This window comes from Nonomuraea fastidiosa, assembly GCF_042751225.1.
Classification (GTDB): Bacteria; Actinomycetota; Actinomycetes; order Streptosporangiales; family Streptosporangiaceae; genus Nonomuraea; species Nonomuraea fastidiosa.
Genome location: NZ_CP170570.1, coordinates 1154201 through 1171171 on the forward strand (window position 1 = coordinate 1154201; position 16971 = coordinate 1171171).

General features: G+C 70.8%; 14 protein-coding genes. 6 read left to right on the forward strand and 8 right to left on the reverse strand.

The features are described 5' to 3' along the window. Window positions 1-11 precede the first annotated feature (11 nt). A complete protein-coding gene (locus ACFMQL_RS05200; RefSeq protein ID WP_378790135.1) occupies window positions 12-1520 on the forward strand; it encodes a glycoside hydrolase family 13 protein in 1509 nt (502 codons plus the stop codon). On the opposite strand, the gene ACFMQL_RS05205 is transcribed toward ACFMQL_RS05200, so the two are convergent. The 3 genes from ACFMQL_RS05205 to ACFMQL_RS05215 are packed head-to-tail and all read right to left on the reverse strand — an operon-like array spanning window position 1515 to window position 4562. After that, on the reverse strand, window positions 1515-2669 hold the full coding sequence (locus ACFMQL_RS05205; RefSeq protein WP_364057806.1) for an MFS transporter: 1155 nt from the start codon (window positions 2667-2669) through the stop codon (window positions 1515-1517). The genes ACFMQL_RS05200 and ACFMQL_RS05205 overlap by 6 nt on opposite strands. A 13-nt stretch (window positions 2670-2682) precedes the next feature. Next, on the reverse strand, window positions 2683-3102 hold the full coding sequence (locus ACFMQL_RS05210; protein WP_364057809.1) for a thioesterase family protein: 420 nt from the start codon (window positions 3100-3102) through the stop codon (window positions 2683-2685). 23 nt (window positions 3103-3125) lie between these two features. Continuing rightward, window positions 3126-4562: an MFS transporter gene (locus ACFMQL_RS05215; RefSeq protein WP_378784739.1), complete on the reverse strand. Its 1437-nt coding sequence runs from the start codon at window positions 4560-4562 to the stop codon at window positions 3126-3128. A 69-nt stretch (window positions 4563-4631) separates the two neighbouring features. Between ACFMQL_RS05215 and ACFMQL_RS05220 the strand changes: the two genes are divergently transcribed. Beyond that, the gene (locus ACFMQL_RS05220; protein ID WP_364057815.1) at window positions 4632-5531 is read left to right on the forward strand and encodes an SDR family oxidoreductase; all 900 of its coding nucleotides are present in this window, start codon (window positions 4632-4634) and stop codon (window positions 5529-5531) included. 1 nt (window position 5532) lies between these two features. After that, window positions 5533-6351 (forward strand): MaoC/PaaZ C-terminal domain-containing protein, encoded by an 819-nt coding sequence (locus tag ACFMQL_RS05225; RefSeq protein ID WP_364057818.1) that lies wholly within the window; start codon window positions 5533-5535, stop codon window positions 6349-6351. On the opposite strand, the gene ACFMQL_RS05230 is transcribed toward ACFMQL_RS05225, so the two are convergent. Further along, window positions 6348-6962, reverse strand: coding sequence for a TetR/AcrR family transcriptional regulator (locus tag ACFMQL_RS05230; protein WP_364057821.1), 615 nt, complete (start codon window positions 6960-6962; stop codon window positions 6348-6350). The two genes, ACFMQL_RS05225 and ACFMQL_RS05230, sit on opposite strands and share 4 nt — an antisense overlap. Before the next feature lie 91 nt (window positions 6963-7053). On the opposite strand from ACFMQL_RS05230, the gene ACFMQL_RS05235 reads away from it, so the two are divergent. Together ACFMQL_RS05235 and ACFMQL_RS05240 are read left to right on the forward strand one after the other, a co-directional pair. Beyond that, window positions 7054-8226 (forward strand): acyl-CoA dehydrogenase family protein, encoded by a 1173-nt coding sequence (locus tag ACFMQL_RS05235; RefSeq protein WP_378784741.1) that lies wholly within the window; start codon window positions 7054-7056, stop codon window positions 8224-8226. A gap of 5 nt (window positions 8227-8231) precedes the next feature. Beyond that, window positions 8232-10319 (forward strand): acetate--CoA ligase family protein, encoded by a 2088-nt coding sequence (locus ACFMQL_RS05240; protein ID WP_378784743.1) that lies wholly within the window; start codon window positions 8232-8234, stop codon window positions 10317-10319. Between the two features lie 167 nt (window positions 10320-10486). On the opposite strand, the gene ACFMQL_RS05245 is transcribed toward ACFMQL_RS05240, so the two are convergent. From ACFMQL_RS05245 to ACFMQL_RS05255, 3 genes are all read right to left on the reverse strand, one after another. Then, window positions 10487-11614, reverse strand: a complete 1128-nt coding sequence (locus ACFMQL_RS05245) for a thiolase (RefSeq protein ID WP_364057830.1) — start codon at window positions 11612-11614, stop codon at window positions 10487-10489. After that, on the reverse strand, window positions 11611-12018 hold the full coding sequence (locus ACFMQL_RS05250) for a Zn-ribbon domain-containing OB-fold protein (RefSeq protein ID WP_364057833.1): 408 nt from the start codon (window positions 12016-12018) through the stop codon (window positions 11611-11613). Before ACFMQL_RS05250 ends, ACFMQL_RS05245 begins: the two co-directional genes overlap by 4 nt. Window positions 12019-12111: 93 nt before the next feature. Then, window positions 12112-12624, reverse strand: a complete 513-nt coding sequence (locus ACFMQL_RS05255; protein ID WP_364057836.1) for a VOC family protein — start codon at window positions 12622-12624, stop codon at window positions 12112-12114. Between the two features lie 163 nt (window positions 12625-12787). On the opposite strand from ACFMQL_RS05255, the gene ACFMQL_RS05260 reads away from it, so the two are divergent. Continuing rightward, window positions 12788-14107: an MFS transporter gene (locus ACFMQL_RS05260; RefSeq protein WP_364057839.1), complete on the forward strand. Its 1320-nt coding sequence runs from the start codon at window positions 12788-12790 to the stop codon at window positions 14105-14107. 1087 nt (window positions 14108-15194) lie between these two features. On the opposite strand, the gene ettA is transcribed toward ACFMQL_RS05260, so the two are convergent. Continuing rightward, window positions 15195-16859, reverse strand: coding sequence for an energy-dependent translational throttle protein EttA (gene ettA / locus ACFMQL_RS05265; RefSeq protein ID WP_364057843.1), 1665 nt, complete (start codon window positions 16857-16859; stop codon window positions 15195-15197). Between the last annotated feature and the right edge of the window lie 112 nt (window positions 16860-16971).

Genomic DNA, 16971 nt, shown 5'->3' on the forward strand with positions numbered 1-16971 from the left:
TGACACGCCACATGGAGATCCCCTGGTGGCGTGACGCGGTCGTCTACGAGATCTACGTCCGGAGCTTCGCCGACGCCTCTGGAGACGGTGTCGGCGACCTGGCCGGCATCCGCGAGCGCCTGCCCTACCTGCGGCGGCTGGGCGTCGACGCCATCTGGCTGACGCCGTTCTACCCCTCCCCCATGGCCGACGGCGGCTACGACGTGGCCGACTACCGCGGCGTGGACCCGATGTTCGGCTCGCTCGCCGACTTCGACGCGCTGGTGGCGAGCGCGCACGAGCTGGGCCTGCGGGTGATCGTGGACATCGTGCCCAATCACAGCTCGTCGGAGCACCCCTGGTTCCAGGAGGCGCTGCGCGGCGCAGGCCGCGACCGGTACATCTTCCGCGACGAGCCCAACAACTGGCAGTCCACCTTCGGCGGCTCCGCCTGGACGCAGGTCGCCGACGGGCAGTACTACCTGCACCTCTTCGCGCCGGCGCAGCCCGACTTCAACTGGCGCAACCGCGAGGTGCACGAGATGTTCCTCGACGTGCTGCGGTTCTGGCTGGATCGCGGGGTGGACGGGTTCCGCATCGACGTGGCGATGGGCCTGTACAAGGCGGAGGGGCTGCCCGATGTGGACGGCCAGGCGTTCGGCACGGTCTCGCCGATGTGGGGGCGGCCGGAGGTGCACGGCGTCTACCGCGAGTGGCGGCGGCTGCTCGACTCCTACCCGGGCGAGCGGATGGCCGTGGGCGAGGTGTGGACCGACGACCACGAGGACTTGGCCCGCTACGTACGCCCCGACGAGCTGCACCAGAGCTTCAACTTCGCCTGGCTGCAGGCGCCCTGGTCGGCCGAGGCGTTCCGCAAGGTGATCGGCGACACGCTGGCGGCGGTGCCGCACGCGACCTGGGTGCTGTCCAACCACGACGTCGTACGCCACCGCACCCGCTACGAGACCTCCGAGCCCGGCACGGGCCTGGCGCGGGCCAGGGCGGCGCTGCTGGCGATGCTGGCCCTGCCCGGCTCCGCCTACCTCTACCAGGGCGAGGAGCTGGGGCTGCCGGAGGTGACGGACCTGCCGGACGCCGCCAGGCAGGACCCGGTGTTCTTCCAGTCGAAGGGCGAGCAGCCGGGGCGCGACGGGTGCCGGGTGCCGATCCCGTGGACGGTGGATCCGCCCTCACACGGGTTCTCGCCGGGCGGGGTGGAGCCGTGGCTGCCGCAGCCCGCCTCGTTCGCCGAGCTGAGCGTGGAGAAGCAGGAGGGCGTGGCGGACTCGACGCTGGAGTTCTATCGGCGGGCGCTGGCGCTGCGCCGCGAGCTGGTGGGGGAGATTCCTTACACCTTGGAGTGGCTTGATTCCCCTGAGGGAGCGCTTTTCTTCATCAGGGGGTCGCTGATCTGCGCGATCAACTGCGGCACCGCCCCGGTACGCCTGCCCGAGCACGACGAGGTGCTGCTGCCGAGCGGCCCGCTCAGGCGCGACCTGCTGCCACCGGACACGGCGGTGTGGCTGCGCCGCCGGTCATGATCGCTCGGCCCGCAGCGGGATGACGGGCAGCGAGATCAGCGCGCAGCCCAGCCCGGCGGCGAAGCCCGCCCAAGAGCCGGAGCCCTCGATGAGCAGGCCGAGCAGCGGTGTGGCGGCGAGTGCGACGGTGTTCTGCACGGTGTTGTGCGTGCCGAGCACCCGCCCCGCCCAGCCGGGCCCGGCCAGCTCGCCCGCCGCGAGGTAGGCGAGGCCGTTGCCGGCCACGGTCATCACCGAGGCGAGCGCGAGCATGGCCACGCCGAACGCGGCCCCGGTGAAGCTCCCGGCGACCAGCAGGGCGAGCACGACGAGGTTCCAGAGCGTGATCAGCAGCAGGGGCCGCATGCGCAGTCCGGTGCGGTCCGACCAGCGACCGGCCGCGATGCGTACGGCGGCGCCGGCGATCGCGGCAACCCCGAACAGCCGCCCGGCCGCGACGCCGTCCCAGCCGTAGGAGGTGACCAGGCAGTCCACCCCGTACGTGGTGACGACGATCTGCGGCACCGCGTGAAGGGCGCTGGTGGCGTGCACCCGCCACAGGGCGGGCTGCCGGTACGGCGACCCCGCCGCGGCGGGCCTGCTCTCCGGCGTCGCGTGCGGCGGCTCGGCCAGGAAGAGCCCGGCCAGTACGGCGGCGAGCAGCGCGAGCCCCGAGCAGAGCAGCAGCACGCCGGTCAGGCCGTGAGCGGCGGCCACGGGCGGCAGCACGAAGGCGGCCACGGCCATGCCGAGGGTGTAGGAGACCTGGCGCACGCCCATGGCGACGCCGCGCTCCGGCGGCCGGAACCAGCGCAGCACGATCCGGCCGCCGCCGACCATCGCGGCCGAGCCGCCCGCACCGGCGGCGGCCAGCAGCGCGATGACCGCCCAGGTGCTGGTGGCGAAGGCGGCCCCGGCCAGCGTCACGGCGGCCAGGCCGACGCCGAGGCCGAGCACGAGCCGTTCGCCGTGGCGGTCGGCGAGCGCGCCCCAGGCGACCAGGGCACTCAGAATCCCTATCGCCGGGGCGTTACCGATCAGGCCGCCCACGGGCAGCGAGACACCGAAATGGCGCAGAATTTCGGGCATCACCAGAGGCAGCCCGTACAGCCCTAACGTGACGCTGGCGTGCGCGTTGACGCCCAGCGCCAGCATCCACCACCGTCTCATCGGGCGAGACGGCTCAGACCGCGTAGCGCTTGAGGTAGGCCAGCTCGCTCTCGGTCAGGCGGCGCGGGGCGGCCCGCTCGGCGTCGTAGGCCGCGAGCACCGACTTCGCCGTGACGTAGAGGTCCTCGTCGTCGCGGATCTCGTACTGCAGGGTGAACCGTACCGGGCGGATCTCCGTGACCCAGGTCTCGACGCGTACGGGCGCCGCGCGGAAACCCAGCGGGCGGCGGTAGTCGATCTCGTGGCGGGTCACCACGAGCCCTCCGAAGGGCTCGTGGCCCTCGTTGTACGGGTCGATGCTGAGCATGCCGAACCGCGCGTCCTCCAGGTAGTCGAGGAAGCGCACGTTGTTCACGTGGCCTTGGGAGTCGATATCGCCGAATCTGACCACGCGGGGATAGATGTGCCGTCGTGCCGGGGAAGGTGCAACCACGTCCGCCACCGTACCGGGCGCGCTCAGGTGGCGCGGCGGCGGGCCAGGCAGGTCAGCACGGTCAGCACCGAGACGGCGGCCATCGTGCCGAGCGCCCACCGGTAGCCGGTCACGAGTTGTCCCACGGCCTCCCCCGACAGCAGGCCGAGCGTGCCGGCGAAGACCTGCTGGTGCAGCGCGGCGGGCAGCGGCGCGACGAGGATCGACAGCACCATGCCGGTGCCGACGACGTTACCGGTGTTCTGCAGCATGAGGCGCATCGCGTTGACGATGCCGAGCCTGCTGGACGGCAGGCCGTCGAGGATGGCGGTGTTGTTGGCGGGCAGGAACACGCCGGAGCCGAGCCCGATGAGCACCAGCCCGGCGGCGACGGCCGCGTACGGCATGGTCGTGGACATCACCGCCATCATGACCGCAAGGCCGCAGGTGGTGGTGGCGGCCCCGGCCACGGCCAGGGTGCGGGCGCCGAAGCGGCGCTGCAGGAAGCCGGAGATCACCGAGGCGGTCATGGCGGCGACGGCCAGCGGCAGCACCTTGAGCCCGGCCTGTACGGGGTCATCGCCGCGTACGGCCTGGAAGTAGAGCGCGACGAGGAAGACCATGCCCATGCGCGCGACGGCGTTGAGGAAGGAGGCGAGACTCCCGAAGGCGAACGACGGCTCGCGGAAGAGGCTCATGTCCACCACGGGGTGCGGGGCGCGCCGTTCCCTGAGCACGAACAGCGGCAGCCCCAGCAGGAAGAGCACCGCGCCGCCGAGCACCAGGGGGTGCCCCCAGCCGAGCCTGGTGAACTCCGACAGCGCGAGCAGCAGCCCGCCGAGCGTCAGCAGCACGAGCAGGCTGCCGGGCCCGTCGAGCCCGCCGTCGCGCCGGTCGGGCGCCGTCCTGCGCAGCGTGAGCGAGCCCCACAGCAGGCAGATCAGCCCGATCGGCACGTTGAACCAGAACACCCAGCGCCAGCCCAGGCTCTCGGCGAGCACGCCGCCCAGCGTGGGGCCGATCAGGCCGGCGATGGAGAACGAGGCGACGTACACGCCCATGCCCTCGCCCAGCCGCTCGCGCGGAAAGGCGTCGCTGACCAGCGCGGCGCTGTTGGTGAGCAGCATGGCGGCGCCCGCGGCCTGCACCACCCGCATGGCGACGACCAGCCAGGGGTTCGGGGCGAGCCCGGCGAGCAGGGCGGCGGCCGTGTACGTGGCAAGCCCCAGCAGGTACATCCTGCGCCTGCCGAACAAGTCGGCCAATCTCCCGAATACCACCATGAGGACGGTCGTGGTCAACTGGTAGCCGAGGAGTATCCAGCTCGCCGCCGTAGCGTCGGCGCCGGTCTCCCTCGCGATCTCGGGGAGCGCGACGTTGATCGCGCTGCCGCCGAGCCCGGTCAGGACGCTGGCCAGGCTCACGACCGACAGGGTCCGCCAGGCGTAGCCGAGGGTCGGGGTGGTCGCCGCCAAAGGCACTTATCCTTTCTAGATTTCAATACTAGAATCTTATTCGCATCGTCAGCCGGTCAAGGATCGAGGTGTCGGATGAGCGGGATAGTCGAGGGCCGCGTGGTGATCGTCACGGGCGCGGCCAGAGGCATCGGCCGGGGGCACGCCCTGGAGTTCGCCAGGCAGGGCGCGAAGGTGGTGGTCAACGACCTCGGAGCGGAGGTGGACGGCACCGGCAGATCGGGGGCGGCTGCCGAGGTGGTGGCGGAGATCGAGGCCATGGGCGGCGAGGCCATCGTCAACGGCGAGGACGTCTCCGACTTCGACGGCGCAGAGCGGCTGATCCGCGCCGCCATCGACCGCTTCGGCACGCTCGACGTGCTGGTCAACAACGCGGGCATCCTGCGCGACCGGATGCTGGTCAACATGACGGCCGAGGAATGGGATGCGGTCATCAGGGTGCACCTGCGCGGCACGTTCGCTCCCCTGCGCCACGCCGCCGCCTACTGGCGCTCGAAGGCGAAGGCGGGCGAGCCGGTGGACGCCCGCGTCATCAACACGACATCGTCCTCCGGCATCTACGGCAACCCAGGACAGGGTAACTACGGCGCCGCGAAGGCCGGCATCGCGGGGCTGACCATCATCGCCGCCAGGGAGCTCGAGCGTTACGGCGTGACGGTCAACGCCATCGCGCCCGCCGCGCTCACCCGCATGACCGAGAACCTGCTGCCGAAGGGCGCCAAGGGCGCCGATCCCGAGGACATCGCGCCGCTGGTCGTCTGGCTGGCCAGCGCGGAGGCACGCGGCATCACCGGGCGGGTGTTCAACGTGCGCGGCGGCGCGATCAGCGTGGCCGAGGGCTGGCACGCCGGCCCCGGCGTGGACAAGGGCAGCCGCTGGGACCCGGCCGAGCTGGGCTCGGTCATCCCCGGCCTGGTCGAGAAGGCCCAGCCCAACGCGCTGACCAACGGCCGCATCCCCGGGCGGGAGGACTGACATGCCACTCGATCACAGCGTCATCGGCGTGGAGAGCGAGCCGTACGAGCGCACGTGGACGGCCAAGGACACCATGCTGTACGCGCTCGGCGTCGGCGCGGGCGTCTCGGAGCTGGAGTTCACCACGGAGAAGGGGCAGCGGGTGCTGCCGACGTTCGCGGTGCTGGCCGCGCAGGCGCCGGGGCGGCGGCTCGGCGGCTTCGACCCGGCCATGCTGGTCCACGCCGAGCAGGGCTTCGAGCTGCACCGCGAGCTGCCGCCCGCGGGCGGCGTGCGGACCACGTCGAAAGTGACCGGCATCTACGACAAGGGCTCGGGCGCGCTGGTGGTCTCCGAGTCCAGAGCCGTCGACCTCGGCACCGGCGAGCTCGTCGTCTCCTCGCGCAGCTCGGTCTTCATCAGGGGCGAGGGCGGCTTCGGCGGCGACCGGGGGCCGCGCGACGCGTGGGCGGCGCCGGACCGGGCGCCCGACCACAAGGTGACGTACGAGACCCGCCCCGAGCAGGCGCTCATCTACCGGCTGTCGGGCGACTACAACCCGCTGCACAGCGATCCCGAGTTCGCCGCGCGGGCCGGGTTCGACCGGCCGATCCTGCACGGGCTGTGCACGTACGGGGTGACCGGACGGGCGCTGCTGCACAGCGTGGCCGGCTCCGACCCGGCCCGGTTCAAGGCCATGTCGGGGCGCTTTTCCGCCCCGGTCTTCCCCGGCGAGTCGCTGACCGTCTCGATCTGGGTGGACGGCACGGACGTGCTGTTCAGGACCGCGAAAGACGACGGGACCGTGGTGATCGACCGGGGCCGCGCGACGATCGTCTAGTCGCCGGTGTGCAGCGCCTTGAGTGGGTCGAGGCGGCGGATGAGCGTCACCGCCGCCTCGATGACCTCCTGCGCCTCCTCCTCGCTGTCGGAGGTGGCGACCTCGCGGGCGGCCTCGCCGATGATGCTGGTCAGCACGGCCACCGTGAACCGGTCGAGCGGGTCGCCGCCCGCGCCCAGCAGCACCGCGTTCTGGCGCACCCACTCGCGCCCGCGGGTGCGGCGGATCAGCTCGAAGCCCGGGGGTCCGTCGCCGTCGATGAAGAGCCTGACCAGGTCGCGCCGCTCCCACGCGCCCGCGAGGTAGGCCCGCGCGCCCGCGATCAGCAGCTCGACCGGGTCGGTGACCCCCTCCTTCTTGGCCTTGGCCACGCTGGCGGCCGACGCCTGCTCGTGGGCCGCCTGGTGGTCCTCGTACAGGGCGAGGAACAGCTCCGTCTTGCCGCCGAAGTGGTGGTAGAGGCTGCCCACGCTGGAGCCGGCGCGCGCGACGACGTCGGAGACGTTGGAGTCGGCGAAGCCGTGCTCGCTGAAGACCTCTCGGGCGGCCTGCAGCATGCTCTTGCGGGTCTGGGCCGAGCGGCTCCACTCCCACGAGGACTTGCGTGCCATGCCGGTAATCGTAGCGCAGTCAATTCTAGAATCCGATTCTTGACACCGGCCCGCGGAGGCTAGAACCTCTTCCTAGAGAACGATTCTAGAAATGCCCAGGGAGGCGGCTGTGGACTTCTCGCTCACCCCCGAGGAACGGCAGATCCGTGACACCGTCAGGTCCTTCATCGAGAAGGAGGTCATGCCGTTGGAGCCGGAGGTTCTGCGCAACGAGCGCGAGGGCCGCCCTGGGCTCTCCCCCGACGTGCTGAAGGAGCTGCGGGCCAAGGCCAGGAAGTCGGGCTTCTGGGGCATCAACACGCCCGAGGAGTACGGCGGCGCCGCGCTCGGTCCCATCATGTCCGCGATCATCGCCATGGAGACCGGCAGGACGTTCGTGCCGTTCTCGTTCGGCGGCAGCGCCGACAACATCCTGTACGCGGGCACCGAAGAGCAGAAGCAGCGCTACCTCATCCCCACCATCGAGGGCGAGCGGCGTTCCTGCTTCGCGATCACCGAGCCGGGGGCGGGATCCGACGCCCGCAACATCCGCACCCGCGCCGTCCGTGACGGCTCGGAGTGGGTGATCAACGGTGAGAAGACGTTCATCACCGGTGGCAACGAGGCCGACTTCGTCATGGTCTTCGCCGTCGCCGAGGGGTACGGCGTCACCTGCTTCCTGGTGGACAGGGACATGGGCTGGAAGTCCGAGCCGATCCCGACCATGGGCCAGTGGGGGCCCGCCTCGCTCGTCTTCGAGGACGTACGGGTGCCCGAGGAGAACATCCTGGGCGAGCTGGGCAAGGGCTTCGACCTGGCCATGCAGTGGATCGGCCAGGGCCGCTACATGATCCCCGCCCGCGCCATCGGCTCGGCCGAGCGCATGCTCCAGATGGCCATCGACTACGCCAAGATCCGCAAGTCGATGGGCCAGCCCATCGCGAACTACCAGGCCATCCAGTGGATGATCGCCGACTCGCAGGTGGAGATCGAGGCCGCCAAGTGGCTGACGCTGTACGCCGCCTGGCGGGTGAGCCAGGGCATGGACGCCCGGCACGCCTCCTCCATCGCCAAGCTCAACGGCGCCGTCATGGCGAACCAGGTCGTGGACCGCGTCCTCCAGATCCACGGCGGCATGGGCTACACCAAGGAGCTGCCGATCGAGCGGTGGTATCGCGAGCTGCGGCTGCTGCGCATCTTCGAGGGCACCGACGAGATCCAGCGGCGTACGATCGCCCGCAACCTCATCAAGGGGCACGTCAAACTCGGCCTCATCGGAGAGTGAGCGGCATGTCCGTCCGCGAGCTGTTCAACCCGCGCTCGATCGCCCTGGTCGGCGCGACGGACAAGTCCGGCTGGTCCATCAGCACGCTGAACAACCTGCGCGCCCATGGCTTCCCCGGGCCCGTGCACTTGGTCAACCCGCGGGGCGGCGTGGTGCACGGCATGCCGGCGCACAAGAGTCTCAGCGACATCGCCGAGCCCGTCGATCTGGCGTACGTGATGGTGCCGACCACGGCCGTGCTCGGCGTGCTGGGCGAAGGCGCCAAGCTGGGCATCGGCTGCTACGTGATCCTCACGGCCGGGTTCGGTGAGGCCGGCGAGGAGGGTGCGCGGCTGGAGGCGGAGGTCGCCGGCTTCGCCGCCGAGCACGGGCTGACCGTCCTCGGCCCCAACGGCAACGGCTACATCAACGCCGCCGCCGGCATCACTCCGTACGGGCTGCCGATCCCGCCGCCGCTGCTGGGCGGCGAGGTCGGCGTGGTGCTGCAGAGCGGCGCGCTGGCCAGCTCGGTGCTCTCCTTCGCGCAAGCCCGCAACGTCGGCATCAGCCTGCTCACCTCCATGGGCAACGAGGCCGTCGTCAGCGTCACCGACGTCATCGACTACCTCGTGGACGACCCGGCCACCAGGGTCATCGCGCTGTTCCTGGAGACCGTGCGCAACCCGGCCGAGTTCTCCCGGGTGGCGCGGCGGGCGCTGGAGGCGGGCAAACCGATCGTGGCGCTCAAGATCGGCCGCAGCGCGCTCGCCTCGCACACCGCGCAGGCCCACACGGGCGCGCTCGTGGGCGACGACGACGTCATCGACGCGGCGCTGCGGCAGCTCGGCGTGCTCCGGGTGCGCTCGCTGGAAGACCTCATCATCACGGCGGGGCTGCTCGCCTCCTGCGGGCCGCTGCCGGGGCCGCGCGTCGGCGTCGTGACGCCGTCCGGGGGCGCATCGGAGATCATCGCCGACCGGGCCGAGGACGAGGGTCTTGAGCTGCCGCCGTTCGCACCCGAGACCGTGGAGCGGCTGCGCGAGATCGTGCCGTCGTTCGGCACCGTGCAGAACCCGCTCGACGTCACCGGGTACGTGCTCATCGACCGCACCCTGCTCGGCCGCGCGCTGGAGACGGTCTCCGCCGACCCGAACATCGACCTCGTCATGCTGCTGTCCGAGCCGCCCAAGCTCGCACCGCCCGACCCCGCCCCCGTGCTCGCCCAGTACCGGGCCAGCGCCGAGCGCATCGCCGCCTCCCGGGTGCCGGTCGTGGTGGTGAGCAACGTGCTGACCGACGTCACCGCGTTCGGGCGGCAGGTGCAGCAGGAGACCGGGTTCCCGTACGTGGCGGGCGGCATCGAGCACGGCATGACCGCCATCGGGGCCGCCGTACGGTGGTCGCGCACGCGGGCCAGGCTGCTGTCCCGGCCCGCACCACTCCCCCGCACCGGCGAGACGCGGCGCCCGCGCGGCGCGCACGGCGTGTGGGCCGAGCACCGCGCGGCGGCGCTGCTGGCCGCGTCCGGGCTGCCGGTCGTGCCGTCCGAACTGGCCCGCTCGGAGGCGGAGGCGGTGGCCGCGGCCGAGCGGTTCGGCTACCCCGTCGTGCTCAAGGCCGCCGCCGAAGGGCTCGGGCACAAGAGCGACGTCGGCGGGGTCCGGCTCGGGCTCGGCGACGCGGAGGACGTACGGCGGGCCCACCGCGAGGTGGCCGCCGCCGTGCCGTCGCTCGACGGCGTGCTCGTCCAGCCGCAGCGCGAGGGCGGGGTCGAGCTGCTGGTCGGCGTCGTCCGCGATCCCGCCTGGGGGCTGACGCTGGCCGTGGGGCTCGGCGGGGTCTGGGTCGAGGTGCTGCGCGACACCGCGCTGCGGGTGCTGCCGGTGGACGCCGCCGAGGTGCGCACGGCGCTGACGGAGCTGCGCGGGGCCGCACTGCTGAACGGGGTGCGCGGCGGTCCGGCCGCCGATCTCGACGCGGTGGCCGATGTGGTGGCCAGGATCGCCGACCTCGCCGAGTCGCTGGGGGACGGGCTGGAGTCGTTGGAGATCAATCCGCTGCTGGTCACAGGGTCTCGGGTGGAGGCGCTGGACGCACTGGTGACCTGGCGCTGACCTCTTCTGGCCCGCCGGCCTGGCCCTGATCCCGCATGACACCGGCCATGCCCGCGCGGGCCTTGCGGCCTGGCGGCGGCTCCGCTGTTCAGGGCGGCCTGAGCCCGTGCTCGGGTCGCCTGGAACCGGGCCCGGCAGGAGAGGCGTCCCCTCCCGCCGGGGCCGTCTCATGGCAGGCGGTTGGCCAGGACGAGGGTGGCGGCCGAGGCGAACATGCCGCCGTTGCCCAGCACCACGCTCACCTCCACGCCCGGCACCTGCGCCGCCGCCTCGCCGCGGAGCTGACGCACCGACTCCTGGATGGCGAACATGCCGTACATGCCGGTGTGGGTGTACGACAGTCCGCCGCCGTTGGTGTTCATCGGCAGCCGGCCGCCCGGCGAGGTGTGGCCCTCGGCGATGAACGCCCCGGCCTCGCCGCGCCCGACGAAGCCCAGGTCCTCCAGGCCGTAGATGGGCACGTGGGCGAAGGCGTCGTACACCATGAGGTGATCGACGTCCTCATGGGTGATCTTCGCCTCGGCGAAGGCCGCCTCGCCCGAGAGCCGGAAGCCCTTCGAGGTGGTGAAGTCCTCCATCTGGGAGATCAGCGGCGACTCCGCCGCCTCCCCCGAGCCCAGCAGGTAGACCGGGGAGCGCCGGGCCCGTTCGGGCGTGGTGACGATCAGCGCGCCGCCTCCGTCGGTCACCAGGCAGCACTCCAGCAGGTGGAACGGGTAGGCGACCATGCGCGATGCGAGCACGTCCTCGACCGTGATGAGATCCCGGTACATCGCCCTGGGGTTGAGGTGCGACCAGCGCCGCTGCGCCACCGCGACCTCGGCGAGCTGCTCGTGCGTGAGCCCGGTCTCCTTCATGTAGCGCAGCGCGGTGATCGTGAACGACGTGGTCGGGCCCATCACGCCGTACGGCAGCTCGAACTGGCCGAGCAGCGAGTCCGGCGTGATGCCGAACCGTCCCGCGCCCACCCGCGAGCGCCCCGACTCGCCGTGCGTGATGAGCACGGTGTGGCACATTCCCGCCTTGATCGCGGCGGCGGCGTGCCGGACGTGGAACAGGAACGACGAGCCGCCCACGCCGGTGCCGTCCAGCCAGGCGGGCGTGATGCCGAGCGCGTGGGCGACCTGGATCGGGCCCGGCGTGCCGACCGTGGCGATGCCGTCGATGTCGTGGATGGTCATGCCCGCGTCGGCGAGCGCGTTCCTGGCGGCCTCCAGGTGGAGCTGCAGGGTGGAGTGGCCGGGCAGGCGGCCCACCTCGTCGGTCTCGGCGGCCCCGGCGATCACCACGGTCATCGGGCACCCCCGGCCGGCTCGAACAGCGGCACCGTCACATCGCCGCGCCGCTCGAACACCACCCGCAGCTCCATGTCCAGCTCCAGGTGCTCGGGGTCGTTGGGCACGCCCACGATGTTGGTCATCATCCGCACGCCCTCCTCCAGCTCCACGACGGCTATCGCGTACGGGGCCTCGTCCTCGAACCCCGGCGCGGGGCGGTGGTTGATGACGTACGAGTACAAGGTCGCGCGCCCGCTGGCGCGAACCCATTCGACCTGGTCGCCACCGCACCGCGGGCAGCCCGGCCGGGGGTAGAAGTAGTGGCGCTCGCATGCCGTGCAGCGCTGGATCCGCAGCTCGCCCGCGGCCGTCCCGTCCCAGAACGGCTGGGTCTCCGGTGTGGGCTTAGGTGCCGGCTTCATCGGCCTCCCCAATCCTAGTTCTAGAATTCAACTCTAGATCTAAGTTCTACAGCCGCTCAAGAGGCCGGCACACGGGACGGGAAGGCCGACCACTCAGGGGCTGGGGATGCCGTTGCCGTTCCTGCCGCGACCGGCCAGCACGTCCTCAAGCGTCGGGCGCTCCTCGCCGGGCTCGCGCGGCCCCGGCTTGGCGAGCTGGATGAGCACGCCGTGCGCCTCCTTGGGGTGCAGGAACACCTCCTGCCAGCGCGGATCCGACAGGTTGAGGCCGTGCAGCCGGTAGCCGCGCTCGGTCAGCTTGGCCACCGCCGCATCGATGTCGGAGACGTGGAAGTTCAGGTGGTGGACGCCGCCCCTGCCCCTGGTGAGCTCGAAGAAGCTGTCGAAGAACGTGGATCCGGCCAGCGGCTCCATCAGCTCGACCTTGCCGCCGTTGCCGTACGTGAGCTGCAGCGTCCGATAGCCGGCCCGCAGGTTGTCACCACCGCCGCCCAGGTGACGACCGCCCAGCAGGTCGCGGTAGATCGGCAGCAGGTCCCTGATCCGGGGCGCCGCCACGGCGGTGTGGTCGAAGTGCACGTCGAGGCCGTCCAGTTCCAAGTTCACGCGGGGGCTCCTCGCTCTCGGCAATCCTAGAATTTCATTCTAGCCATGGACGGGCTCTTCACTCTTGACGGAGCCACCTGTGAGAGGCAGCATCGCAGAAATAGATTCTAGAGGCGCCTTCTAGAACTACACGGGGGTCAAGACCCGACCAGAAAGGCTGGCCATGAGGCTGTCCTACGTCCGTGAGCTCGACGAGTACCCGACCGGCGCCCGACGCATGAAGATCCTCGCGATGGCCGTGCTGGCCATCCTCATCGGCTCGTACGAAGGGCAGATCGCGCCCGTCGTCCCGCTTCTCCTCAAAGACCTCGACATGTCGCTGGCCACGTACGGCGCCGTGTCCGGCGGCGCCGCCATCACCGGGGCCATCGCCTCCATCATCGGCGGCCGCCTCACCGACCGGCTGGGCCGGGTCCGGCTGCTCATCCCCCTCATGGCGCTGACGGCGGTGCTCTGCTTCACCATGACCCTCGTGCACACCCCGCGCGACCTGCTGATCGTCAGGGTCGTGCTGGCGTTCGTCGACGGCGTGGCCATGGCCAGCACCGCGCCGCTCATCCGCGACTTCTCACCGCGCCTCGGACGCGCTCAGGCGTTCGGTTTCTGGACGTGGGGTCCCGTCGGCGCCAACTTCCTCGCCGCCGCCATCGCAGGCTGGACGCTGCCCATCTTCAACGACTCCTGGCGCTCCCAGTTCGTCATCATGGGCTGCTTCTCGCTGGTCATCTCGATCGTCATCGCGTTCAACATCGCCGACCTCTCCCCCGAGCTGCGGGCCAGAATCCAGCACACGGAACGCGCCGCCACCCAGGTCGTGGACCTCTCCCAGCCGCCGACCCTGCGCTCGCTGTTCAGCCGCCGCAACATCTGGGCCCACGTCGTCGGCATCTCGCTGTGGCTCGTGCTCTACATCACGCTGTCGCTCTTCGGGCAGACCATGCTGGTCGGCGCACTCGGCATCAGCAGCGCGGAAGCGTCCACGATCATGGCCGCCTTCTGGAGCCTCAACCTCATCACGCTCATCGTCACCGGCCGCCTGTCCGACCGTACGCAGCTGCGCAAGCCGTTCTCGCTCGGCGGCACCATCGCGGCCGTCCTCGTCACCGCGTACCTGGCCTTCTCGCTCGGCCAGGAAAGCGTCTCCACCGGCCTGCTCATGGTCGTCGGCGCGCTGCTCGGCGGCTCGCTCGGCGTCGCGTACGCCCCCTGGATGGCCAACTACTCCGAGGACGCCGAGGACGCCGACCCGCGTCTGCAGGGCACCGCGTGGGGCCTGTTCGGGTTCCTCAGCAAGGGCATCGCGGTGGTCGGGCTGCTCGTCATCCCGCACGTCGTCGAGGCCACCAACTGGCAGACGTGGCTGTTCGTGGCGCTCGGATGCCTCGTCCTGTTCATCCCCGCCATCCTGATGTTCAACGGTCCCTGGCGCCGCCCCGCCCAGCCCGCTCCGGCGGCGGTGGGCATCGGGGAAGCGGAGGCGTGACGTCAGCCGTACGAGCTCGCGGAGCCCGGCTTCACGCCGGGCACCGCACCGAACGCCCAGCCCAGCACTTCACCCCGGGCACCGCACCGAACGCCCAGTCCCGCGCTTCCCGTCGGGCACTGCACTGAGCGCCCGGCTCTGCACCGAACGCCCAGCCCAGCACTTCACCCCGGGCACCGCACTGAGCGCCCAGCCCCGTACTTCACCCACGGGCCCCGCGCTTCCCGTCGGGCACCGCGCTGAGCGCCCGGCCCGCACTGAGCGCCCGGCTTCGCGCTGAGTGCCCGACTCCATGCATGCGCAGGGGCACCGGGACTCGACACGCGATGGTGCCTGCCCAGGTCGGGCCTCTTCCGGCCCCGAGCAGCCAGGCCATCAACCGACAGCAGCCGAGGCGTCCCGGGCAGTGCCCGGCGCGCCGGCCGGAACGGACGAGGCAGCATCGGAACGGACGGGGCGGTGGCCTGAGCGTCCGGGGCGGCGGCCAGGACGGCCGGGGCGGCGGCCTGAGCGGATGGCGGGCCGATCGACCGCCCTGCACATGCCGGAGATTCGAGCAGGACGGCACCTTCACCCCACCGCAGTACTCCACAGGAGGCCACCGCCGAGAAGCGGGCTGCAGCTCATCACGCCGGATGACGACAGCGCAAGGCGCACCGAAAGCAACACCCGGCCGGACGTCATCGACCGTCACGGACGTCTGCGATCACCTGCAGACGCCCGCTGCTCCCTGCGGGGCCGCCTAAAAGGGCGACACCCCCAAGCCCCCGAGCGCCACCGCAACGTGTGGGCGCCCCCAAAATCCCGCACACGCCACCGCAACGGGTAATCGCCCGCAAATCTCGCACACGCCACCGCAACGTGTGGACGCCCACAAATCTCGCACACGCCACCGCACAGACAGACGCCCGCAAACCCGCGAGCGCTACCGCAACGGGTAGACGTCCGCGAACCCACGAACGCCGCCAGACCGGATAGACACCCGCAGATCTCGCGCACACCGGCAGGCGGCGCGGACGACCACGGGACGCCTGGAATGCCCGCGGGGGCGACGAACAACACCCGCGGACATCCACGCATGAACGAACTAGTCGCGGTGGAGCTTGCGGTAGGTCACGCGGTGCGGGCGAGCCGCGTCGGGACCCAGCCTCTCGACCTTGTTCTTCTCGTAGTCGGCGAAGTTGCCCTCGAACCAGAACCAGCTCGACCCTTCCTCCCAAGCCAGGATGTGGGTCGCGATGCGGTCGAGGAACCACCGGTCGTGCGAGGTGATCACGGCGCAGCCCGGGAAGTCGAGCAGCGCGTTCTCCAGCGACGACAGGGTCTCGGTGTCGAGGTCGTTGGTGGGCTCGTCGAGCAGCAGCACGTTGCCGCCCTGCTTGAGGGTGAGCGCCAGGTTGAGCCGGTTGCGCTCGCCACCGGACAGCACGCCGGCCTTCTTCTGCTGGTCGGGGCCCTTGAACCCGAACGCCGCGATGTACGCGCGCGACGGCATCTCCACGTTGCCGACCTTGATGTGGTCGAGCCCGTCGGAGACGACCTCCCAAACGTTCTTGCTGGGGTCGATGCCGCCCCGGGCCTGGTCGGCGTACGAGATCTTGACGGTCTCACCGATGGTGATCGAGCCGGAGTCGGGCGTCTCGCTGCCGGTGATCATGCGGAACAGCGTGGTCTTACCGACACCGTTCGGGCCGATGACGCCGACGATGCCGTTACGCGGCAGATCGAACGTCAGGTTCTCCATGAGCAGGCGCTCGCCGAAGCCCTTGGTGAGGTTTTCCGCCTTGATCACCGTGGTGCCCAAGCGCGGGCCCGGCGGGATCTGGATCTCCTCGAAGTCGAGCTTGCGGTACTTCTCCGCCTCGGCGGCCATCTCCTCGTAGCGCTGGAGTCGGGCCTTGCTCTTGGTCTGGCGGGCCTTCGGGTTGGACCGGACCCACTCCAGCTCTTCCTCCAGGCGCTTCTTGCGCTTGGCGTCCTTCTGCCCCTCGACCTTGAGACGCTGGGCCTTCATGTCGAGGTACGTGGAGTAGTTGCCCTCGTAGGGGTAGCAACGACCCCGGTCGAGCTCCAGGATCCAGTTGGCGACGTTGTCGAGGAAGTAGCGGTCGTGGGTGACCGCCAGGACGGTGCCGGGGTACTTCTCCAGGTGCGACTCGAGCCACTGGACGCTCTCGGCGTCGAGGTGGTTGGTGGGCTCGTCGAGCAGCAGCAGGTCGGGCGCCTCAAGCAGCAGCTTGCACAGCGCGACCCGGCGGCGCTCACCACCGGACAGCTTCGTCACGTCGGCGTCGGGCGGCGGGCAGCGCAGCGCGTCCATCGCCTGCTCAAGCTGGCTGTCGAGGTCCCACGCGTTGCGGTGCTCAAGCTGCTCCTGCAGCTTGCCCATCTCCTCGAGGAGCTCGTCGCTGTAGTCGGTGGCCATCTGCTCGGCGATCTCGTTGTAGCGCTGGAGCATCGCCATCGTCTCGGCGACACCCTCCTGCACGTTGCCGAGGACGGTCTTCTCCTCGTTGAGCGGCGGCTCCTGCTGAAGCATGCCGACCGTGAAGCCCGGCATCAGCTTGGCCTCACCGTTGGACGGCTGCTCCAGGCCGGCCATCATCCGGAGCAGCGTCGACTTCCCGGTGCCGTTCGGCCCCAAAACGCCGATCTTGGCTCCGGGCAGGAACGACAGCGTGACGTCGTCAAGGACAACCTTGTCGCCGTGCGCCTTGCGCACGCGCTGCAGCGTGTAGATGTACTCCGGCATGCCATCTAGCTTAGGGGCTCTCAACCCGGGCTTCCGCCGCTCCTCAGCCCCGCCCGCCCCGGCTCTCGCCTCACGACGCGCCCACCGGCCGCCGACGTGCACGAACACACGT

Coding starts and splice junctions, on each gene's coding strand:
- ettA (WP_364057843.1), bottom strand. CDS start 16,859: ATGCCGGAGTACATCTACACGCTGCAGCGCGTGCGCAAGGCGCACGGC.
- ACFMQL_RS05220 (WP_364057815.1), top strand. CDS start 4,632: ATGAGCGGGATAGTCGAGGGCCGCGTGGTGATCGTCACGGGCGCGGCC.
- ACFMQL_RS05260 (WP_364057839.1), top strand. CDS start 12,788: ATGAGGCTGTCCTACGTCCGTGAGCTCGACGAGTACCCGACCGGCGCC.
- ACFMQL_RS05205 (WP_364057806.1), bottom strand. CDS start 2,669: ATGAGACGGTGGTGGATGCTGGCGCTGGGCGTCAACGCGCACGCCAGC.
- ACFMQL_RS05200 (WP_378790135.1), top strand. CDS start 12: ATGGAGATCCCCTGGTGGCGTGACGCGGTCGTCTACGAGATCTACGTC.
- ACFMQL_RS05250 (WP_364057833.1), bottom strand. CDS start 12,018: ATGAAGCCGGCACCTAAGCCCACACCGGAGACCCAGCCGTTCTGGGAC.
- ACFMQL_RS05225 (WP_364057818.1), top strand. CDS start 5,533: ATGCCACTCGATCACAGCGTCATCGGCGTGGAGAGCGAGCCGTACGAG.
- ACFMQL_RS05240 (WP_378784743.1), top strand. CDS start 8,232: ATGTCCGTCCGCGAGCTGTTCAACCCGCGCTCGATCGCCCTGGTCGGC.
- ACFMQL_RS05245 (WP_364057830.1), bottom strand. CDS start 11,614: ATGACCGTGGTGATCGCCGGGGCCGCCGAGACCGACGAGGTGGGCCGC.
- ACFMQL_RS05235 (WP_378784741.1), top strand. CDS start 7,054: ATGCCCAGGGAGGCGGCTGTGGACTTCTCGCTCACCCCCGAGGAACGG.
- ACFMQL_RS05230 (WP_364057821.1), bottom strand. CDS start 6,962: ATGGCACGCAAGTCCTCGTGGGAGTGGAGCCGCTCGGCCCAGACCCGC.